Origin of the sequence: Streptomyces sp. 71268, from assembly GCF_029392895.1 — a bacterium.
Taxonomy (GTDB): domain Bacteria; phylum Actinomycetota; class Actinomycetes; order Streptomycetales; family Streptomycetaceae; genus Streptomyces.
Genome location: NZ_CP114200.1, coordinates 550,341 through 570,085, shown reverse-complemented (window position 1 = coordinate 570,085; position 19,745 = coordinate 550,341). Strand labels below are relative to the sequence as shown.

At 70.7% G+C, this 19,745-nt stretch carries 19 protein-coding genes, 1 pseudogene and 1 riboswitch; of the genes and pseudogenes, 10 read left to right on the top strand and 10 right to left on the bottom strand.

The genetic code is table 11. The features are described from left to right. Nucleotides 1-97 precede the first annotated feature (97 nt). Nucleotides 98-196, top strand: a riboswitch (glycine riboswitch). 181 nt (nt 197-377) lie between these two features. Next, nucleotides 378-3,263, top strand: coding sequence for an aminomethyl-transferring glycine dehydrogenase (gene gcvP / locus OYE22_RS02030; protein WP_277318777.1), 2,886 nt, complete (start codon nt 378-380; stop codon nt 3,261-3,263). 288 nt (nt 3,264-3,551) lie between these two features. Here the strand turns inward: gcvP and OYE22_RS02025 are convergent, their stop codons facing one another. Further along, nucleotides 3,552-3,758, bottom strand: coding sequence for a DUF5999 family protein (locus tag OYE22_RS02025; protein ID WP_222624040.1), 207 nt, complete (start codon nt 3,756-3,758; stop codon nt 3,552-3,554). Nucleotides 3,759-4,073: 315 nt separating this feature from the next. Next, nucleotides 4,074-4,670, bottom strand: a complete 597-nt coding sequence (locus OYE22_RS02020; protein ID WP_277318776.1) for a hypothetical protein — start codon at nt 4,668-4,670, stop codon at nt 4,074-4,076. A 503-nt stretch (nt 4,671-5,173) separates the two neighbouring features. Between OYE22_RS02020 and OYE22_RS02015 the strand changes: the two genes are divergently transcribed. Next, nucleotides 5,174-6,676: a glutamate--cysteine ligase gene (locus OYE22_RS02015; protein ID WP_277318775.1), complete on the top strand. Its 1,503-nt coding sequence runs from the start codon at nt 5,174-5,176 to the stop codon at nt 6,674-6,676. Nucleotides 6,677-6,865: 189 nt separating this feature from the next. Further along, nucleotides 6,866-7,666 carry a type II CAAX endopeptidase family protein gene (locus tag OYE22_RS02010; RefSeq protein ID WP_277323943.1) on the top strand — a complete coding sequence of 267 codons (801 nt, stop codon included), beginning with the start codon at nt 6,866-6,868 and terminating at the stop codon, nt 7,664-7,666. On the opposite strand, the gene OYE22_RS02005 is transcribed toward OYE22_RS02010, so the two are convergent. Beyond that, the gene (locus tag OYE22_RS02005; protein ID WP_277318774.1) at nt 7,644-8,585 is read right to left on the bottom strand and encodes a PhzF family phenazine biosynthesis isomerase; all 942 of its coding nucleotides are present in this window, start codon (nt 8,583-8,585) and stop codon (nt 7,644-7,646) included. The two genes, OYE22_RS02010 and OYE22_RS02005, sit on opposite strands and share 23 nt — an antisense overlap. Before the next feature lie 120 nt (nt 8,586-8,705). Between OYE22_RS02005 and OYE22_RS02000 the strand changes: the two genes are divergently transcribed. Continuing rightward, nucleotides 8,706-9,083, top strand: coding sequence for a nuclear transport factor 2 family protein (locus tag OYE22_RS02000; RefSeq protein WP_277318773.1), 378 nt, complete (start codon nt 8,706-8,708; stop codon nt 9,081-9,083). A gap of 83 nt (nt 9,084-9,166) precedes the next feature. On the opposite strand, the gene OYE22_RS01995 is transcribed toward OYE22_RS02000, so the two are convergent. The 5 genes from OYE22_RS01995 to OYE22_RS01975 form a co-directional block, all read right to left on the bottom strand. After that, a complete protein-coding gene (locus OYE22_RS01995; RefSeq protein WP_277318772.1) occupies nt 9,167-9,838 on the bottom strand; it encodes a class I SAM-dependent methyltransferase in 672 nt (223 codons plus the stop codon). A gap of 201 nt (nt 9,839-10,039) precedes the next feature. Next, nucleotides 10,040-10,753 carry a hypothetical protein gene (locus OYE22_RS01990; RefSeq protein ID WP_277318771.1) on the bottom strand — a complete coding sequence of 238 codons (714 nt, stop codon included), beginning with the start codon at nt 10,751-10,753 and terminating at the stop codon, nt 10,040-10,042. Nucleotides 10,754-11,126: 373 nt separating this feature from the next. After that, nucleotides 11,127-11,480, bottom strand: a complete 354-nt coding sequence (locus OYE22_RS01985; protein WP_277318770.1) for a VOC family protein — start codon at nt 11,478-11,480, stop codon at nt 11,127-11,129. A 304-nt stretch (nt 11,481-11,784) separates the two neighbouring features. Then, nucleotides 11,785-12,342: an HAD domain-containing protein gene (locus OYE22_RS01980; RefSeq protein WP_277318769.1), complete on the bottom strand. Its 558-nt coding sequence runs from the start codon at nt 12,340-12,342 to the stop codon at nt 11,785-11,787. 95 nt (nt 12,343-12,437) lie between these two features. Further along, nucleotides 12,438-12,878: an integrase gene (locus OYE22_RS01975; protein ID WP_277318768.1), complete on the bottom strand. Its 441-nt coding sequence runs from the start codon at nt 12,876-12,878 to the stop codon at nt 12,438-12,440. A 448-nt stretch (nt 12,879-13,326) separates the two neighbouring features. Between OYE22_RS01975 and OYE22_RS01970 the strand changes: the two genes are divergently transcribed. Beyond that, nucleotides 13,327-13,905 (top strand): hypothetical protein, encoded by a 579-nt coding sequence (locus OYE22_RS01970; protein WP_348652175.1) that lies wholly within the window; start codon nt 13,327-13,329, stop codon nt 13,903-13,905. A gap of 107 nt (nt 13,906-14,012) precedes the next feature. Beyond that, nucleotides 14,013-14,423 (top strand): annotated as a pseudogene (locus tag OYE22_RS01965) (FMN-binding negative transcriptional regulator); the annotation flags it as partial. Between the two features lie 66 nt (nt 14,424-14,489). On the opposite strand, the gene OYE22_RS01960 reads toward OYE22_RS01965, so the two are convergent. Beyond that, the gene (locus tag OYE22_RS01960; RefSeq protein WP_277318767.1) at nt 14,490-15,284 is read right to left on the bottom strand and encodes a helix-turn-helix transcriptional regulator; all 795 of its coding nucleotides are present in this window, start codon (nt 15,282-15,284) and stop codon (nt 14,490-14,492) included. A 63-nt stretch (nt 15,285-15,347) separates the two neighbouring features. On the opposite strand from OYE22_RS01960, the gene OYE22_RS01955 reads away from it, so the two are divergent. Then, nucleotides 15,348-16,157 carry an SDR family oxidoreductase gene (locus OYE22_RS01955; protein ID WP_277318766.1) on the top strand — a complete coding sequence of 270 codons (810 nt, stop codon included), beginning with the start codon at nt 15,348-15,350 and terminating at the stop codon, nt 16,155-16,157. A gap of 142 nt (nt 16,158-16,299) precedes the next feature. Here OYE22_RS01955 and OYE22_RS01950 read toward each other — a convergent pair whose 3' ends face one another. Further along, the gene (locus tag OYE22_RS01950; RefSeq protein ID WP_277318765.1) at nt 16,300-16,713 is read right to left on the bottom strand and encodes a hypothetical protein; all 414 of its coding nucleotides are present in this window, start codon (nt 16,711-16,713) and stop codon (nt 16,300-16,302) included. Between the two features lie 258 nt (nt 16,714-16,971). Here OYE22_RS01950 and OYE22_RS01945 point away from each other — a divergent pair, with 258 nt between their 5' ends. From OYE22_RS01945 to OYE22_RS01935, 3 genes are all read left to right on the top strand, one after another. After that, nucleotides 16,972-17,580 carry a PadR family transcriptional regulator gene (locus OYE22_RS01945; protein WP_277318764.1) on the top strand — a complete coding sequence of 203 codons (609 nt, stop codon included), beginning with the start codon at nt 16,972-16,974 and terminating at the stop codon, nt 17,578-17,580. Nucleotides 17,581-17,847: 267 nt separating this feature from the next. Beyond that, nucleotides 17,848-18,501, top strand: coding sequence for a peptidase (locus tag OYE22_RS01940; RefSeq protein ID WP_277318763.1), 654 nt, complete (start codon nt 17,848-17,850; stop codon nt 18,499-18,501). 12 nt (nt 18,502-18,513) lie between these two features. Further along, nucleotides 18,514-19,587: a DMT family transporter gene (locus OYE22_RS01935; RefSeq protein ID WP_277318762.1), complete on the top strand. Its 1,074-nt coding sequence runs from the start codon at nt 18,514-18,516 to the stop codon at nt 19,585-19,587. The last annotated feature ends 158 nt before the right edge of the window (nt 19,588-19,745 follow it).

Genomic DNA, 19,745 nt, shown 5'->3' with positions numbered 1-19,745 from the left:
GACTGCCCCCTATGACACCTACGTAAGGCCAGATCCAGCTCGTCGGCCACTTGAGGGGCTGGCCGACATCGCCGCTGGTAGGCTGGCAGACGGCTGTCGACCCCGTGCGGGAGAGCTCTCCGTCGCAAGCTGGCGGGGGCGCCGAAGGAGCAAATCCTCCCCGGAATCTCTCAGGCACACGTACCGTACGGACGAGGTCACTCTGGAAAGCAGGGCGGGTCACGGGCAACATGCCGGAGCCCTTCCTCACCGACGGTGAAAGCCGGATCGCTGCGCGGGCCGGTGAAGCTCTCAGGTTGAGATGACAGAGGGGGAGGCCGTACGGGCACCAGCGCCTTGGTGCCCCCCAAGGTCGCTTGACCAGGAGGCCCCCGTAGATGACCGCACACCGCATCTCCCTGACCGAGTTGGAGCGCGGCACGCCCTTCGACGAGCGCCACATCGGGCCTGACCGCGAGGCGCAGGCCAAGATGCTCGCCCAGGTCGGCTTCGGCTCGCTCGACGAGCTGACCGCGGCAGCCGTGCCCGACGTGATCAAGAGCGCCGAGTCGCTGCGGCTGCCCGACGCCAGGACCGAGGCGGAGGTGCTCGCCGAGCTGCGCGAGCTGGCCGACCGCAACGAGGTCGTCACGCCCATGATCGGCCTCGGGTACCACGGCACGTTCACCCCGCCGGTGATCCTGCGCAACGTGATGGAGAACCCGTCCTGGTACACCGCGTACACGCCGTACCAGCCCGAGATCTCGCAGGGCCGCCTCGAGGCGCTGCTGAACTTCCAGACCGTGGTGTCCGACCTGTCCGGGCTGCCCACCGCGAGCGCCTCCCTGTTGGACGAGGGCACCGCCGCCGCGGAGGCCATGGCGCTCTCCCGCCGGGTCGGCAAGGTCAAGCAGGGCGTCTTCCTCGTCGACGCGGACTGTCTGCCGCAGACCATCGCCGTCATCCAGACCCGCGCCGAACCGACCGGCGTCGAGGTCGTCGTCGCCGACCTGTCCGACGGCATCCCGGACGAGATCGCCGAGCGCGGTGTCTTCGGCATCCTCCTCCAGTACCCCGGCGCTTCCGGCGCACTCCGCGACCCGCGCGCCGTCATCGAGCGGGCCCACGAGCTCGGCGCCGTCGTCACGGTCGCCGCCGACCTGCTCGCCCTCACCCTGCTGACCTCGCCCGGCGAACTCGGCGCCGACATCGCCGTCGGCAGCACCCAGCGCTTCGGCGTGCCGCTGGGCTTCGGCGGTCCGCACGCCGGGTTCATGGCCGTCGACGACAAGTTCGCCCGCAGCCTGCCGGGCCGGCTGGTCGGCGTCTCCGTGGACGCGGACGGCAACAAGGCGTACCGGCTGGCGCTGCAGACCCGCGAGCAGCACATCCGCCGTGAGAAGGCCACCAGCAACATCTGCACCGCGCAGGTCCTGCTCGCCGTGATGGCCGGCATGTACGCCGTCTACCACGGCCCCCAGGGCCTGGCCGCCATCGCGCGCCGTACGCACCGCTACGCCACCGTGCTCGCCGAGGGGCTGCGGGCCGGCGGGGTGGAGGTCGTACACGAGGCGTACTTCGACACGCTGACCGTGCGGGTTCCGGGTCGGGCCGCCGAGGTCGTGGCCGCCGCGCGCGAGGCCGGCGTCAACCTGCGGCTCGTCGACGCCGACCAGGTGGGCATCGCCTGCGACGAGACCACCGGTCGCGCGCAGCTCGCCGCCGTGTGGGGCGCGTTCGGTATCAACGCCGACGTGGAGGCGCTGGACGCCGCCGTGGCCGACGCGCTGCCGCAGTCGCTGCTGCGTACCAGCGACTACCTCACCCACCCCGTCTTCCACCAGCACCGCTCCGAGACCGCGATGCTGCGCTACCTGCGCAAGCTCGCCGACCGCGACTACGCGCTGGACCGAGGCATGATCCCGCTCGGCTCCTGCACGATGAAGCTGAACGCGACCACCGAGATGGAGCCGGTGACCTGGCCGGAGTTCGGCGGGCTGCACCCGTTCGCGCCCATCGAGCAGGCGCAGGGCTACCTCACGCTGATCAGGGAGCTGGAGGACCGGCTCGCCGAGGTCACCGGCTACGACAAGGTCTCGCTCCAGCCCAACGCCGGGTCGCAGGGCGAGCTGGCCGGCCTGCTGGCCGTGCGCGCCTACCACCGGGCCAACGGGGACGAGCAGCGCACCGTGTGCCTGATCCCCTCCTCCGCGCACGGCACCAACGCCGCGAGCGCCGTGATGGCCGGCATGAAGGTCGTCGTCGTCAAGACCGGCGACGACGGCGAGGTCGACACGGCCGACCTGCACGCCAAGATCGAGAAGCACGGCAACGAGTTGGCCGTGCTCATGGTCACCTACCCGTCGACGCACGGCGTGTTCGAGGAGCACATCAGCGACATCTGCGCCGCGGTGCACGACGCCGGCGGCCAGGTGTACGTGGACGGCGCCAACCTCAACGCGCTGGTCGGCTTGGCCAAGCCGGGCCACTTCGGTGGCGACGTCTCGCACCTGAACCTGCACAAGACGTTCTGCATCCCGCACGGCGGCGGCGGCCCCGGCGTCGGCCCGATCGGCGTGCGCGCGCACCTGGCGCCGTTCCTGCCCAACCACCCGCTCCAGCCCGAGGCCGGCCCCGAGACCGGCGTGGGCCCCGTCTCCGCGGCGCCCTGGGGCTCGGCCGGCATCCTGCCCATCTCCTGGGCGTACGTGCGCCTGATGGGTGGCGAGGGGCTGCGCCGCGCCACGCAGGTCGCGGTGCTCAGCGCCAACTACATCGCCAAGCGGCTCGAACCGCATTACCCGGTGCTGTACACCGGCCCGGCCGGGCTGGTGGCGCACGAGTGCATCGTCGACCTGCGCGGACTCACCAAGGAGACCGGCGTCACCGTCGACGACGTCGCCAAGCGGCTGATCGACTACGGCTTCCACGCGCCGACGATGTCGTTCCCGGTGGCCGGCACGCTCATGATCGAGCCGACGGAGAGCGAGGACCTGTCCGAGCTCGACCGCTTCTGCGAGGCGATGATCGCCATCCGTGCGGAGATCGCCAAGGTGGGTTCCGGCGAGTGGTCGGCCGAGGACAACCCGCTGCGCAACGCCCCGCATACGGCGGCCACGGTCGGCGGCGACTGGGACCACCCGTACAGCAGGGAAGAGGCCGTGTTCCCGGCCGGCGTGGCGGCCTCGGACAAGTACTGGCCGCCGGTTCGCCGGGTGGACGGGGCGTTCGGTGACCGCAACCTGGTCTGCTCGTGCCCGCCGCCGGAGAGCTACGAGAGCTAGGCGGTCCGGCGTGGTGCGTGGTCGCGACTGACCGACGCGCGACGGACATGCGAGGGGGCCGGTTCGGCGGTGACGCCGGGCCGGCCCCTGGTGTTTCGTGCTGCGTGCTGCGTGCTGCGTGCTGCGTGCTGCGTGCTGCGTGCTTGGTGCTGCGCCGTACGTGTCCGCGCGGTGCTCGTACTCGCGTGGTGCTGGGGCACGCCGCCGTACGGTCTGACGCGGGTTCGCGGCCCCTGCCGTACGGCGACGGCGTGCTCGCCTGTCGGTGCCCGCGTCGGCGGGCAGGGGTCAGGCGGCGGTGACGACGTGCTCGGTGCTCAGCGGCCGGTGCGGGTCGATGACCTGGCCGTCCGGCAGCAGCTCCCCGGTGTCCTCGAAGAGCAGGACCCCGTTGCACAACAGGCTCCAGCCCTGTTCGGGGTGGTGGGCCACGAGGTGGGCCGCCTCCCGGTCAGCGGATTCGGCTGTCGGGCACGGTGGTTGGTGCTGGCACATGGAAGGAATCTTTCGCTGTGACGTGGTAGCTGTCCTGCGGCTCGGTGCGGTATCCATTGCCGCCCCCCGTAACTGTTGGTTGGTCTCAGTCTTGTCCTGCGAGCGTGATTTCGCAGGCATTTAGCGGCAGCGCTTCTCTCCAGTGGAAGACGCGTCACTCGTCGGGATGGTTGTCGTGCGGCGCATCATCCCGACGGGTGGTTCCTGCTAGTCGGCATGCACTAGTCCTTTGGGGGGAACGCGCGTCGGCGGACAGGATGCCGCGCGCCCCACGACCTGGGGTGTCGCGGGGCGCAACGGGCTCGCTCCAATGCGTCAGGCGGGCGATCCCAGCAGGGGTCCGGGGGTGATGCGGAGTGTCAGCATGGGCAACAGGTCGGCGACCCGGTGCGGCAGGTTGGGCGCGATGCCGGGCGGCGCGGGGGCGAGCGGCACCAGCAGGTCCGTCGGTGCCGGGTGGCCGGCGTCGACATCGGCGGTCGTGTCGCGGTGCAGCCACAGCGTGAGCATGTACAACTCGGGTACGGACAGCAGCCTGGGCTGGTACGCGGCGGGCAGCGCCTCCGCGCGCCGCAGGGCGTTCTCGGTCGAGGCCACGTACGGGCCCTCGCAGAAGTGCGAGAAGGCCCAGCCGTCGGGCGTGAACATCGCCTCGGCGGCGGCGACGGCGTGGTCCGCGCCGACGATCAGGAAACGCCAGCCGGCGAGCCGAGTGGTGGGCGTCGCCGCCCGTCCGCCGCGCGGCGACACGCGGTCCAGGACGTGGAGCGGGAGCGGGTGCTCGGCGGTCAGCGGACCCGGTTCGGAGCGCAGGGCCGGGGTGCGGGCCTCACGGACGGCGGTGGGGGAACCGAGGGCCGCGAGGACGCTGCGTAACGCGGGCGCCGGGGCTGGGGAGACATGCAGCGGCATAGTCGCCTCTCACTTCGAGACAGGTGCTACGGGGGTGCGGGACGGCACTGTCTGTGCGCGGGGTCGGAGGTGGGCCGGAACCGATTGCCGGGTCGCCACTCTCCGCCTCATTGGCGAGTTTATACGACAGGTGTTCCCTTTCCCTTTGCCGACGCTCCTGCGGTCAACTCGGCAAGGGCATATCCGGACCTTACGTTGTGGTGATTGATCCGTTTCTGTGCCGTCTTTTCAGAGGCTGACCGTGGCTTTTATCTCGTAGCCGGAAGGCTGAAAGTCGCCCGTCTTTTCTGCTTCGAAAAGAGTGCCAAGCTGCTAGGCCGACGTATGCCGTCCAGAGGGACCAGCGGTTTCGCTACCCGGAGCTTAGTCGTCCCAGAGCCTGGACGGGGCGTTATGGATCACACTGCCTGGGCATCATCGACCGTGACTTACCCCGGCTCCACATCCCGAGCCGGGCTCGGGCGGCTGGCGTGGCCGTGATCCCGTCTAGGAGGGACGCTTCTATGGGTGAGAAGATCGTGGCAGGCGGGTTTGACCTGTCCGATCGGCAACGGCATCGCGAAAAGCTGAGCCAATGCCTGGACGCTTTCGCCCGGCTGTTGAAAGAGAAGCGATTCGAGCGTCCAAAGAACCTCATGGGCCTGGAGATCGAGCTGAATCTCGCCGGCTCCGACGGCATGCCGCGGATGCTGAACGCCGAGGTCCTTGAGCGCATCGCGAGCGGGGATTTCCAGACGGAACTTGGCCAGTGCAACCTTGAGGTGAACATCGTCCCTCACCGCATGCACGGGCGGGTCTTCGACCAGTTGTCGGAGGAGTTGCGTACCGGCCTTGCATATGCCGACAGAAAGGCCGGCGAAGTCTCCGCCGGCATCGTCATGATCGGCATCCTGCCGACCCTGGCGGCGCACGACCTGGTCTCCGCGAACCTCTCGCGAGGCGACCGGTACCGGCTGCTCAACGACGAGATGCTGGCCGCCAGGGGTGAGGACTTCACCATCGACATCGCCGGCGCAGAGCGGCTGACCTGTACCTCCGCGTCGATAGCGCCGGAGGCTGCCTGTACGTCGGTGCAACTGCACCTCCAGGTGACGCCGAGCAGGTTCGCGGACGTGTGGAACGCGGCGCAGGCCGTCGCGGCGGCGCAGATAGCGGTGGGGGCGAACGCGCCGTTCCTCTTCGGGCGGGAGCTGTGGCGCGAGTCGCGGCCACCGCTGTTCGTACAGTCCACCGACACCAGGCCGCCCGAACTCATCGAGCAGGGCGTGCGCCCCCGCACGTGGTTCGGAGAGCGCTGGATCGATTCTGCACAGGACCTCTTCGAGGAGAACCTCCGCTACTTCCCGCCCCTGCTGCCGATCAGTGGGGACGAGGACCCGTTGAAGGTGCTCGACGACGGCGGCGTCCCCGAACTCGCCGAGCTGGCGCTGCACAACGGCACCATCTACCGCTGGAACCGACCGGTGTACCAGGTCACCGACGGCGTGCCGCACCTTCGGGTGGAGAACCGGGTGCTTCCCGCGGGCCCCACGGTCACCGACGTCATAGCCAACACCGCGTTCTACTACGGCTTGGTCAGGGCGTTGGCCGACCAGCCGCGCCCGGTCTGGCGGCGGATGCCGTTCGCGGTGGCCGCGGACAACTTCGACACGGCCTGCCGCGACGGCATCGACGCGGTGTTGCGCTGGCCGCGTCCGGGCCGGTCCGGGGCGCTGACCCGGGTGTCCGCCGTACGGCTCGTCCAGGAGGAACTGCTGCCGCTGGCGGCGGCCGGCCTCGACGCGTGGGGCGTGGAGCCGACGGACCGGGACCGCTACCTCGGAGTGATCGCCGAACGCTGCCGCCGGCGGGTCAACGGGGCGTCCTGGCAGACGGCCACCTACCACCGGGCCCTGGACGCCGGCCTGGCCAGGCAGGACGCGCTGGCTGCCATGACCCGCCGCTACTGCGCGCTGATGCGTACGGGGGAGCCGGTGCACACCTGGCCCGTGGGGGTGGACGGCTGACCGGGCCGCGCCGACGGCGCACCGATGGTGTGGGCCCTGGTGACGGCCCGAGCCCCGGCCTGCGGGCCCCTGTGTCGTGCCCCGGGCGAACGTCAGGCAAGCTATGACCTCCCAGGTGAGGTGGCCCGCGAGGAGCGCGCGGCCCATCGCGCCCATCCGGTAGGTCGAGCTCTTGGAGGCAGGGCAGTGGTGCGGTCGCAGGCGCGTGAGGTGACCGGCCCCGCACCGGGTGGCGGGCTGTCGAGGCGGACGCTCGGCACCGAGACGCTGTTGGTGCTGGCGGTGTCGCTGGGGGCCAGCGGGGTGTCCGCGCTGATCGACTTCATCGGCTCGGCCACGGAACCCGGTGGGCTCAGCGACCAGACCGCCAACCTCAACACCTCGGCGGCCCCCGGGCGACCCTGGCTCGACCTCGCCTGGCAACTCTTCGGGATCACGACCGCGTTGGTGCCCGTGGCGCTGGTGGCCCACCTGTTGCTGCGCGAGGGTTCGGGGCTCCGCGCGATCGGCTTCGACCTGCGGGCCCGCCGCTTCGACCTGGGCTGGGGGGCCCTGGTCGCGGCGTGCATCGGGGGCTCGGGGCTGCTGCTCTACATCGGGGCGCGGGCAGCGGGCGCCAACCTGACCGTGGTGCCCGAGTCGCTGCCGGACGTGTGGTGGAAGTACCCGGTGCTCGTCGCCTCCGCCGTGCAGAACGCGGTGCTCGAAGAGGTGATCGTGGTGGGGTACCTGCTGCGGCGGCTCGGGCAGTTGGGATGGGGCCCGATGGCGGCGCTGGCGGCGAGCGCGGTGCTGCGCGGCTCGTACCACCTCTACCAGGGCATCGGCGGGTTCTTCGGCAACGTGGCGATGGGCGTGATCTTCGTGTTGCTGTACCGGCGGTGGGGCCGGGTGGGGCCGCTCGTCGCCGCCCACGCGCTCATCGACATCGTGGCGTTCGGCGGGTACGGACTCCTTGAGGGCAAGGTCAGTTGGCTTCCGGAGCAGTGAGCAGCTCCCCGTCGATGACGGTGACGGCCTGGCCCGTGAGGAGCGTACGGTCGCCGCGCAGGTGGACGAGTACACGGCCGCCGCGCGGCGAGACCTGGAGCCCGGTGAGTTCGGCGCGGCCGATTCGGGGTGACCACAGCGGTGCCAGGGCGGTGTGGGCGCTGCCGGTCACCGGGTCCTCGTCGATGCCGGACGCGGGGCCGAAGAAGCGCGAGACGAAGTCGTAGTCGCCGGGCGTCCGGGCGGGTGCCGTCACGATGACCCCCCGGTGCGGGAGCCGGGCCACCGCTGCCAGGTCGGGGCTCAGGCCACGCACGGTGGCCTCGTCGGCGAGTTCCACCAGCAGATCCCCCACCTGCGGACCGGTGTCGTAGCAGGCAAACGGGGTCGCGCCGAGCGCCGCGCCGGTGCCGTGCGGGGTGTCCAGCGGGGTGAGCGGCGCGGTGGGGAAGTCCAGCGTGATGGCGGTGGCGGTGACACCGGACGGTTGGCTGGTGCTGGTGCTGGTGCTGGTGCTGGTGCTGGTGCTGGTGCTGGTGCCGGGGGCGGGTGTGGGTGTAGGTGTGGGGGCGAGTGTGCTGGCGGGGGTAGCCGGCGTCGCGGTGAGAATCCCGCTGCGGGTGGCGAAGCGGATCGTGCCCGTGGCGGCCCCCGTGGCGTGCAGGACATGGGCGGTGGCCAGCGTGGCGTGCCCGCACATCGCGACCTCGGTCGTCGGCGTGAACCAGCGCAGCGCCCAGTCCGCGTCGGGCGCGTCCGGGAGCGGGTGGGCGAACGCCGTCTCCGAGAGGTTGACCTCGGCGGCGACCTGCCCGAGCCACCGGTCGCTGGGGAACGGGCCCGAGGGGAGGAGGACGACCGCGGCCGGGTTGCCGGCGAAGGGGCGGTCGGTGAAGGCGTCGACGATCCGGAGGCGCATGGGCCCGACCCTAGTCCTGTGACCGGGGTGGTTCACCAGTGCTGTGACCGGGGTGGTTCACCGTGATCAGAAGGCGGCTTGTGGGACGAGCGCACGCGAAACGGCTGGTATTACTGGGACATGCAGGAAGAGACCGCACGCTCCGCGATCGACATGTTCATCTCCGCGTTCAACGCCTCGGACGACAGCTATGTGACCGCGCTGCTCTCCCAGGCCCTGACCTCGGACGTGGTCTTCTGGGGACCGTTGGGCCGCAGCGAGGGAATCGCGGCGGTCGAGCGGTTCGTGCTGGACATCCGGCGGCATCCGGCGGGGACCGGCACGATGGTGCGCTGCTCAGCGGTGGACATGCCCGGCGAATGGGCCCGGTACCAGTGGGTCTTCACCACGCCTGACGGCGGTCCTCGCCTGGCGGGAACGGACGTCGTCCATCTGCGACGGAACCTCATCGACCAGGTGATCGTCTTCGCGGGGGAGACCGAGCCGTCCGCCTCCTGAGCCATCCCTCCGTCGCTGTCCTTCTTCTGGGCTCCCCCTTCTCCGCTCGGGCGCCGCGGTTCGCGGTTGGTCAGGTCGCGCCCTTATCGCGGTGTTCGGCGCTGCTCGGGCTTCGCGGCCAGGAACGTGACGACCGTTCGCTTCGTTCGCTGGCCGGGCTCTTGCACGAGTCGCGCACTGACCAGGAGGCCGGCCCGCGCCAGCAGGTCGGCTATTCGATCCGGTGGCACGAGGTGGGACTCGTAGGACACCGGATGGCCGCCGTACGCCTGCGTCGGACGTATGAGCTCGTCGTTTCCCACGTAGCCGGCCAGCATCAGTTGGCCGCCGGGGGCCAGCGTGCGGTGGAACTCGGCGAACACGGACGGCAGCACGTCCGGCGGGGTGTGGTGGGTGGAGTAGTACGCCAGGGCACCGCCGAGTTCGGCGTCCGCTATCGGCAGCGCGGTCATCGAGCCCACCGTGAAACGCACCCGTGGGTACGCCCGCCGGGCCAACTCGACCATCCTGGGCGACAGGTCGACGCCGAACGCGGGCACGCCCAACTCGGTCAGGTACGCCGTGACCTTCCCCGGCCCGCACCCCAGATCCGCGACCGGCCCGCGGTCGACCGCCCGTACGGTCTCGGCGAAGGCCGCCAGCATGGCGCGGGACAACGGGTCCAGCTCCGCCGGGGACTTGACGCGTTCCGCGTAGTCGGCGGCGACGGTGTCGTACGATTCCCGGACCGCGGCCAGGTAGGTGGGTTCGGTCATGCGCGCGACTCTAGGGGAGGGCACTGACAGTCAGGTGGGACAAGCTTCGGGACCATCGTTTGGTTGGTGTGGTAGCGGGTGGCGCTTGCTGGTTCGTGCGGGGCGGGGGGCGAACGGCCGGGCGGCAGCCTGCCGCCACGGGCGCGGCGCAGCACCGGCGAAGCGGCCGAAGAGCCCAGCGGCGCCCTGGAGTCGGTCCGACTACTGGCTGTGCAGCCAGATCCGCAGCGGGCCGACCGGCTCGAAGCCATGGCGGACGGCGGCCGTCAGGTCCTCACCCTGCTCGTAGCCGACCACCGGCAGGGTGGGGAACAGCTTGTGCAGGGTGTTCAGTACGCCGGGCCAGGTCGAGTCCGGACCGCCGTCCAGGCCGAAGACGTTGGAGACGCCGACGACCTGGTCACCGCGGCTCGCCACCGCGCCGGCGAGTACCTGGTCATCGGCGGACTGTCCCGCGAGCACGAAGGTGGCCGGGTCGTCGAGTAGTTCGGGGCGGAAGAGGTCCGCGTTGCCCTCCCCGCCGTCCCAGGTGAGCGCCCAGGCGCGCAGCGCGGCCGGATCGCTCGCCACCTCCCAGGAGAGATCCGGCGCGCAGGCGGGCGCACTCGCCGGACGGTGCAGCCACTGCGCGTCGAACAGCACGTGGAAGCCGGCCTCCGTCAGATCGAGGTCGGCGAAGCTGTCCTTGATGGTGGCGCCGGGCGCTGTGGTGTCGATCCGGGACACCAGCGCGGCCCGGTCGGCGCCCGGCACCAGCGTCACCGCGTCGGGGTAGTACAGCGGCGTGCGGGCCGGAGAGGCCCAGGCATCCGCCCGAAACTCGCCCGTCAGGCCGTGCGATCGGCTCATCGCCGCACACCATTCGGCGTTGTTGCGGGCGGCGGCGTGGACCAGGTGGTGCGGGGAAGACGTCACGAGAGCGGATCATGACGGGCCCGACTCGGCCCGTCGAGCGGTTTTCCGCTGGTTGTTACGGGGACGCTCTGCTCGAAGCGAGCCAACCGGCCGCTGGGCGGGGCGTGCCGGACTCGTCGGCGCGGACAGCTCGTCGGAAGCGGGTACGCGTCGCCGGGCCACCGGGCCCACGCCCCGCGCCGGTCGCGGGCCCCTCTCGCGGCCGCGCCACCTCTCGACGGAGCAAGGACGGTTGGGGCCGACGCTGGCGCTCGCGCACGTGCTCCCGATTGTCCCGCAACTGTTCTGAGCAGCCAACGAAAGCCACGCGGTCGAGCGGCTGATCGAGCAAACCGTCCGGCGCCTACGCTCCGAACGGCTGCCCGGCCCCTACTCAGCTCTTCCGCTCACCCAGGACACAGAATTCGTTGCCCTCTGGGTCCAGGAGGGTCACCCAGTGCTGCTCGTCCCGTACGGTGTCGGCGCGCTGGGCACCGAGGGAGAGCAGCCGGGCGACCTCGGCCTCCTGGTCGTCGGGGCGGAAGTCGGGGTGGAGTCGGTTCTTCGACGTCTTGCCCTCGGGGACAGGCACGAAGAGCAGACCAGGCATCTGGTCGGGCTCAGGCCGGATCTCGATGATCTCCTGGGACTCGTCGACCACCACCCAGCCGAGAGCCTCGGCCCACCAGCGCCCGAGGGCGATGGGGTCGGAGGAGTCGACGATGATCTGTTCCCATTCGAGTGCCATGGGCGTGAGCATAAACAGGGTCGGCCGGCCGCCAGGGCTGGGGGCGACGCTGTCGGGGGTCCTGACCGTATGCGGTGAGTGATGGGCCGGAGTATCGGCTGCGGGCCAAGAAGCGATGTCGACGGCCCCATGCTCGCCGTCCGCCTTACGGGACGTCCCACGCCCACGAACACACTTGCTTAACCGAGCTGACCTTGAAGCAGCCCTCGGAAACGTCGAGCGCCGGCCCGCTCACAAAGATGATGAAGAGTCTTGTGAAGTTCGAGGGCTTCGGCGTGTCGCGGACGGGCTGACTTGGGAAGGCTCAAGACGCGCCGAGCGACGTGAGTGCCTGGTGAGTCCTGCGCAACCAGTCGGCGAGGGTGGCGAAGTCCGATTCGGTGAGGCCCAGGCGGGGGTCGACTCGATGGAGCAGAGCATGTCCTGGATGGTGCGCGGATACCCAGGCGCGATCGGTGTCGGTGATCTCGTCGTCGACCCACGTGAATGAGCGTCCGGCAGCCCAGTCGACGAGGGCGCGGGTCTTCCAGTGCAGTCCGTCTCGCTCGTCCTGCTCTTCTTGGTCGGACGACTCCGGCCAAATCACCACCGCCAACTGAGGCAGGCCGATCCGCGGAGCTATGTGTTCATTCGCATCCGCCATCCATGTCGTGGCCCAAACCAGATCACACGGCAGCGCCGCCAGCCGGGGCCCGTGCGCCGGATTGATCCTGGCCAGCAACGGGTTCGCGCTGGCCCCCTGCGGTTCTGGGACCGGATAGGTCGGATAGCCGTTTGGGCATTGCTGCGACGTTGCTCCGAAGGGAATGAGGGGTCCGTCGACATCGAGGAAGAGCAGTGGAGGCTGTGCAGAACCGGTCACCGTCGCACGATAGCGGCTCGACCTGATCGTCTCGAGTCTCGCCAAGCGGCAACGGCCCGCCCTTCGCGAGCCGAAGAGCGAGTTCCCGTCGGAGATCAGTCCTTGAACTCGGCGCTGCTTCGCCCGGCATCGCGGCGAAAGTCGGGCATGCCGAGATGAACGGTGGAGGGCTGTGCTGCACGGTCGCGCATTTCCTCCAGCTTCTGCGCGGCGGCGGCCATGGTGGTCTCGATGGCGGCGACCTCGCCGAGCCAGCCCTGGTCGCGGGCCTCCTGGAGGCGGTCGATGAGGTTGGCGTGGATCTCCTGCGGACGAGGCATGTGGGCCGGGTCAACGAGAAGTAGGGGACATCTGACACAGGCGTTTCCATGCTGGCAAGGGGTCGCGTAGTCGCGGCCACAGGTTCCCAGGGCGACCTTGCGGAGCTCGAAGTGGGCCAGGAACTCGTCCCACTCGGTGACGGTGAGCTCGCGGTACTCCTCGCTGGGCCGCTCGGTTCTGCGGCGGGCGATGAAGGCCCGATGATGAGAGATCACGTCCTCCGAGTAGATCGCGGCATAGCCCATGGTCGTGTCCAGAGCGGCGTGGCCGGCCCGAACCCGGAAGATGACCGCCGTCCGGAGCCAGAAGCCCCTTGCAGTTACGGTTCGTTGATCTCGGGCGAGGCCCAGAATGCGTCACAGTTAGTTCGGTCAACGGGACATCCGCTGCTCGATGCTCAGCGCCAACCCGAAAACGCTGCTCCGCCTCGGTGAACTGGCGGAGGTCCTCGCGGGCCGCAAACGCGCTGTCGGAGAGGACTGGCGAGTGAGACCAAAGGGCTCGCCCTCATCCTCATCTTCCCGCGCAGCAAGCGCGAGCAGGCCCGCCGCTCTCAGCGCAGCGGGCGTCTCGCTCGGGTTGCCAGTGCTCCACGAGCAGGACGGCGGCTGAGCTACGGAAGCTGTGAGGCTGGCGCAGAGTTCCACCGGTAGCGTCCTCGCCGTGAATCTTCACCTCGTCAATGACTTGCCCGACGGGCTGACTCGAAGAGCTCGGTCGTTTGTCGGTACGCACGGCATCAAGGTCGATGCCAAGCAACTCGAACAGCACAGGCAGTGGTGGCTTGACCGGGAAGTGCCTGCTTCCGTGATCGACCGGATGGCGGCCTTTCAGGAGCGATGGGGCGGTCTGCTCCTGCCGCCCGCAGCCCAGTACGACGGTGGCCCCAAGTGCTTCGACGCTGATTCGCCGACAGGGACAATGTCTGAGGTGTGGTGGTTCGAGGCAGGCACGCAGCGGACGGCAGTGCCTTTCTCCTTCATGATCGGGCCAGCTGGAGAGTTCGGTATCCACGCAGATCGCTGGACTCCCCTTCATGCGACCGTTGAGGGATGGGTGGAGTCGCTCGCGTTGAGCCACCACGCATTCATGTGGGCCAAGCAGATCACCAAGGTCACCGGTGATGACGTCGACCGCATCAAGTTGGACGCATACGAGCCGGTGCCAGAGGTGATGGGCCTGACGGACACCTGGTGGCGGGGGACTGACTCATTGGTGGCGATCTATTCCGGGGAGGCCTAGTGTTTCTCCTTCCCCAGGGCTCGCACCGCCTGGATTTACTCCGGCCTCGACGAGTGGGGCCTCCACAGAGAGGTCAAAATGGCTGAGGACGGTGGCAACATCACACCGTGACCCTGTACTCGGTCGGCCCGCCTCACGGGTTGGTGCAGGAAGGGTTGGCCCGTCACGGCTTCGGCCACCTCGCGGTGAACGGCCCGCCCGGCGCGCCGCCGCTCGTGCAGCCCACGCACTTCGCCTACGACGAACAACGCCGGGAGGCCCTGCTGCACCTGGCCCGACCCCACCCGATCTGGTCAGCGATCGAGGCGTGCCCGGAGGTGTTGCTCAGCGTCGCGGACGACTACGTCTTCGTACCAGGCCCCTGGCTGGCCGACGCGGACCTACCGCCCGAACACGGCGTTCCCACCACCTTCTACGCGGCTGTACAGCTCAGTTGCACCGCACGCATAGTCGACGAACCCACCGCCAAGGCAGCTCTCCTGACCAGACAGCTCGGGCAAGCCCATCACCGCCTGCCCCTGCGATGGCACCGCCGGCGCGTGGACGCGCTTGCGACGCTGGTGATCGGGAACCCCTGCCGGGCGTCAGGGAAGTCGAGCGAGGGTGGCCAGGGCGGTCTCGGAGGGGCTTCCGGGTGCGGCCAGGTAGACGATGACCACTTGTTGCTCCGCGCCGCCGACGGTGAGGGCCTGCCGGCGAAGGGCGAGTTCCCCGGCAACCGGATGTGTGAACCGTTTGAGCTCGTCGCGGGCGGGCCGGGCGTCGTTGCGGGCCCAGAGGTCGCGGAAGTCGTCGTCCGCCTCCAGTTCGGTCACGAGCCGCACGGTCCTCGGGTCACGCGGGTCGGCCTCGGCGCGGAGGGCCGCGGCGGTCTGTGCGGCGACCTCCGGCCAGCCCGGGAACAGCCGGCGGGCCGTGGGGTCGAGGAACATCTCCCGGGCCAGGTTGTGTCCGGGCTCGTACAGCGGGGCGAGCGCGCGGGCCCATCTGTTCGCGGCCAGAACGTCGAACCGCCGGTTGCGAACGAACGCGGGACTGCCCGCCCATGTGTCGAGCAACTGGCGCACGCCGGGCGTGACTTCGGTCTCCGAGGGCCGTACGGGTTCCGGGTCGGCGAGCACGAACAGGTGCGCCGAGGCGTCGGTGTCCAGCTCCAGCGCCCGTACGAGCGCCCGCAACACCTGCGGTGACGGGTGCCGGTCGACGCCCTGTTCCAGCCGGGTCAGATACGGCTCGCTGATCCCGGCAAGGCGGGCCAACTCGTCCCGGCGCAGCCCCGCGACCCGGCGCCGGCCGTGGGCGGACCGGTCCGCGTGCGCGGGCGGAACCCGCCCCCGCCGGGCCTTGAGGAACTCTCCGAGCGCGTTGTCGGCGGCCATGGCCGAAGGGTAACCCTCCGGGGGTGCTGGCTCCGCTCCGACGGAGGAAGCAGGGTCGAGGGCATGGAGAAGACCTGGTTCATCACCGGCGCGTCCCGTGGCTTCGGCCGGATCTGGGCCGAAGCCGCCCTATCGCGTGGCGACCGCGTTGCCGCCACGGCGCGCCATCCCGTGGCCCTGAAGCCGTTGACCGACGCGTACGGAGAAAGGGTGCTCCCGCTGGTGCTCGACGTCACCGACCGGGCCGCCGTCACCGCTGCCGTACGGCAGGCCGCCGAAGCCTTCGGCCACCTGGACGTGGTCGTCAACAACGCGGGCTACGGCCTCTTCGGCATGATCGAGGAGGCCACCGAGGAGCAAGCCCGCGCCCAGCTGGACACCAACCTGCTGGGCCCCCTGTGGGTGACGCAGGCGGCCCTTCCGTGTCTGCGGGCACGGGGCAGTGGACACATCGTGCAGGTGTCGAGCCTGGGCGGCCTCGCCGCCTTCCCCACCCTCGGGCTGTACAACGCCTCGAAGTGGGCGCTGGAGGGGATGAGCGAGGCACTGGCGCAGGAGGTCGGCCCGCTCGGCATCCACGTCACGATCGTCGAACCCGGCCCCTACGGCACCGACTGGTCAGGCTCCTCCGCGGTGCACACCGAACCCATCGCCGCCTACGAGCCGGTCCGCGCGGCACGCCGGGCCGGCGCCACCGCCCGCGCACCGCGGGACCCGCGGGCCACCGCCGACGTCATCCTCGAACTGGTCGACACGGACGAACCTCCCCTGCGGCTCTTCCTCGGCACGTACCCCTATCCCGTCGTCGAAGCCGCCTACCGGAAGCGCCTCGACACCTGGAACAGGTGGCGGCCACTCGCCGCCAAGGCGTGACGGGCCCAAGCGGCACATCACGGACGAGGCCGACCAAGGAGCGGACGTACGCGGTGAACTGGCCTGACCAGTACGTATCGTCGGCGCAGGCCCGCGGTGGGCTCGTCTGAGGGTCGGTGAAGTCAGACGAAAGGAGCCACTCCTATGGGCCCTCGGGCCCGGCGCCCCTGGCTCGCGCGGTGGCCGCCGCCTCCAGCAGGGACCAGCCGTCGACCTCCACCACCGGCCGCTCCTCCGGCTGCCACCCGCGGGCCAGCGCCACGTCGAGCAGGGCTCGGACGGCGCCGGGCTCGTGCAGGTTCAGGTCTGACCCTCGGGTGAAGCCCACGTCCCCGGAGCCGAAGGGAGCCCCGCCCGGGATGTACCGGCCGGGGCCGTCGGCGAAGGCAATGCGCAGCGGGCCGCCGCTGCCGGCCGGCTGTGGGGACAGGGTGAGGACGTGGCGGCAGTCCACGGGCCGGCCGTCGTCGTCCCTTCGGTGGCTGTGACGCATCGTCCACATGTACACGCGTCCGTCGGCGACCAGTCGGCGGGGCTTCTTCGCATGACGAGGCACGCGGCCGAGGGTACGCGGCCTGATCCACGAGGCGACCCTGGCGGTGATCAGGCTTCGACGAGACGAACAGGACGGTCGTCGCACTTCGGTGAGATCGGTCAGGGTCCGGCGAGGCAGAACACGGTTCGTCGGGGGAAGGGTCTTGTCGGTCGATCGGTTCCGATATATCGTTGAGACATCGCGATCGATTGACGATGTAGTGCTGGCTTCGGTCGTGACAGGGAGTGAACGTCAGACGCGAACAGAAGGAGCAAGATCATGGGACACGGATTCGGATTCGGGCACGGCCATGGGCACGGGCGCGGGCAGCGTGGGGCCGGGCACGACTGGGGAGAGGGCGAGGGGCGGCGGGCCGCCTTCGGGGCGTTCGGGCCGCCCTTCGGCGGGCCGCCGTTCGGTGGTCGGGGGCGTGGCGGGCCGCGGGGGAGGGCGCGGCGCGGCGACGTACGGGCGTCGATCCTGGCGCTGTTGCGCGACCGTCCGATGCACGGCTACGAGATGATCCAGGAGATCGGCGAGCGCAGCGGCGGCGCCTGGCGCCCCAGCCCCGGTTCGGTCTACCCCACGCTCCAACTCCTGGAGGACGAGGGGCTGATCAGCAGCGTCAGCGAAGGCGGCAAGAAGCTGTTCACGCTGACCGAGGAGGGCCGTACCGAGGCCGAGGCCGGGCCGCGGGCTCCGTGGGAGGAAGCGGGGCGCGGCGTGGACTGGGAGGCGGCGCAGGAGATCCGGCAGGCCGGCGTCGGCGTGATGGAGGCGCTGGCCCAGGTCTGGAAGACCGGCACCAAGGAGCAGCGGGACAAGGCGCTCGCCGTCGTCGGCGACGCGCGGAAGAAGCTGTACCTGATCCTCGCCGACGAGGACTGAGCCGCCGCCGATTGGGGTGGTGCGGCGGCCGGGGCCGTGGCGTCATCGGCCGATGACGGCTCGCGCGGTGGGGTGCGGCCGCGCGAGCCCGCGTGGCGGAGTGCGTGCGGCGGGGCTGGCGTACGCCGGCTCGCGGCATGGCCGCGTGAGCGTACGGATCTCATCCGCAAGGAGGAGGCCGAGGAGCCGCGTGCCCACCCAGCGTTGGATGGCCAAATGATCCCCTGCGTGGATGCTTCGGGCTACCAGGGCTGATGTGGTGAGAGGGTGCAAAATCGTACTCCCCTTCCTGGCCAGGCGGGATCGGTTGCTTCCGGCGGCCTCCGTGCGGCCCTCGGCGCCGTCGGCCCGGCCGGCGCGGGCGGTGTCGATGCCGCTGCCACGGACGCCGACAGCCTTGCCGTCGCCCTCAGCGACGAGCTCGCGGCGGTGGTCGCCGCGGCCCGCCGGCGTGCCTATCGCGACGGTGATCGACACATCGACACCGCGCACCTGCTGCACACCGTCTTGGAGACCGTCCCGCGCGCGACGGCGGCCTTCGAGGGCGGCCCACCGCAGGTGGCGCGGGTGCTGAGCTATCTGGCGCAGCGCACCATCGGTTACGGCCTCAACTGGCACGGCACCGTGGAGGACTCCGGTGCCGTGCCAGTGGTCCACGCGGGGCGTGCCGCGTGGTCGCCGGCCGTCGCGGCGGCCGTGGCGCGGGCGGACGAGCGGGCCGCGGCGCGCGGCGCCGCGCAGGCCCAGGGGTTCGACCTCTTCGTCGCGCTCACCGACGACCGCGAGTGCCGCGCGGTGGAGGTGCTGCTCGGGGCCGGCGTGGACCTGGACGCGCTGGCGCTGCGGGTGGCCGCGGAATCGGCCCGGCTGACCATGGAGGCCGCCAGCAGTGAACCGCGTGACGGTCCTGACGCGGGCTGACATGATGTGCCGATGCACGTGTCTCAGGGGCGCGGCGCGGGGCTCGGGCTCGCGCTGGCGTCGGCGCTCACCTTCGGCAGTTCCGGCGTCGCCGCGAAGCCGCTCATCGAGGCGGGGCTCGACCCGCTCCAGGTGACCTGGCTGCGTGCGGCGGGCGCGGCCCTGCTGCTCCTGCCGGTGGCCTGGCACCACCGCTCCCTGCTGGTGCGGCGCCCGGCGCTGCTCGTCGGCTTCGGTCTGCTCGCGGTCGCCGGCGTGCAGGCGTGTTACTTCGCGGCGATCTCCCGCATCCCGGTGGGGGTCGCCCTGCTCATCGAGTACCTCGGGCCCGCGCTGCTGCTCGGCTGGGTGCGCTTCGTGCAGCGCCGCCCGGTCAGTCGCGCCGCCGCCGTCGGCGTCGCGTTGGCCGTCGGCGGGCTGGCCTGCGTGGTCGAACTCTGGGCCGGGCTGAGCTTCGACGCCATCGGGCTGCTCCTGGGTCTCGGCGCCGCTTGCTGTCAGGTCGGCTACTTCCTGCTCTCCGACCATGGCGGCGACGACGCGGAGCCGGTCGATCCGCTGGGCGTGGTCGCGTACGGGCTGCTGATCGGGACGCTCGTGCTCACCGTGATCGCCCGGCCCTGGGGGATGGACTGGTCGGTGCTCGGCGGGCGGGCGGACCTGGATGGCACGCGCGTTCCGGCCGCGCTCCTCCTGGTCTGGGTCGTGGTGGTGAGTACGGTCGTCGCCTACCTGACCGGCGTCCTGGCCGTACGACACCTGTCACCTCCGGTGGCGGGCGTCGTCGCGTGCCTCGAAGCCGTGGTCGCGACCGTGCTGGCCTGGGTGCTGCTGGGCGAGCGGCTCTCGGCGCCGCAGGTGCTCGGCGGCCTGGTGGTGCTCAGCGGCGCCTTCATCGCGCAGACCTCGGCGCCCCGGCGCGCTCCCGCGACGCCGGTCGCGGGCTCGTCGCCTGCCGTCGCGGACGGTGCGGAGGGCGCGACAGAGCCTGCGGGCCGGCTCGCGGGCGGCGACGGCGGGCGGGCGTGCGCGGGGTCCGTTCCGGAGGGCGATACGGAGTTGTCCGAGGGCTCGCAGACCGCTTAGGGTCCCGATCGTGCCCATGACTGTTCTGCCGCCTCCTGCCCGCTAGGGCGGGCGGCTCTCACCGGAAGACCGAGTTCGAGGCGGGGCCTCGGACGAGTTGACGCTGCCCGCAGACGGGACGACGCGACCGACACCAGCCCGCTCGGGCTGTCTTCCGT